Annotated in this window: 1 protein-coding gene; it reads right to left on the bottom strand. The window is 69.5% G+C overall.

The window, feature by feature from the left end:
- Positions 1-561: acyltransferase domain-containing protein (locus NP777_RS47145; protein WP_256656361.1), on the bottom strand; the 561-nt coding region annotated here is incomplete at both ends.

Genomic DNA, 561 nt, shown 5'->3' with positions numbered 1-561 from the left:
CAGGGGTGTGCCCGTGACGGTGGAGTGGAAGATGATGTCCGAGGTGCGTGGGCGGATCGGGGCGAGCAGGTCGAGCAACTCCTCCCGGAGCGCTTCCACATGAGCCGAGTGGGACGCGTAGTCCACCGGGATCAGCTTCGCCCGTACCTGCTCCGCCTCGCACTGAGCCTGAAGCTCACGCAGCGCCTCCGGATCACCGGACACCACGATCGAACCCGGGCCGTTGACCGCCGCCACCGAGATACGACCGTCCCACGCGGCGAGCCGCTCCCGCACCCGATCGACGCTCTCCGACACCGACATCATCCCGCCACGCCCCGCCAGCCCACGAGCGATGGCCTGCGAACGCAACGCGACCACCCGCGCCCCGTCCTCCAACGACAACGCACCCGCCACCACCGCAGCCGCGATCTCCCCCTGCGAATGCCCCACCACAGCAGCAGGCACCACACCACACCCACGCCACACCTCCGCCAACGACACCATCACCGCCCACAACGCCGGCTGCACCACATCCACCCGCTCCAACCCCGGACCCACACCCCGCAACACCCCAGACAG

The sequence above is a fragment of the Streptomyces rugosispiralis genome (genome assembly GCF_024505145.1).
Taxonomy (GTDB): Bacteria; Actinomycetota; Actinomycetes; order Streptomycetales; family Streptomycetaceae; genus Streptomyces; species Streptomyces rugosispiralis.
Note: the sequence above shows the minus strand (reverse complement) of the source record. Positions and strands in the feature narration are given on the sequence as shown.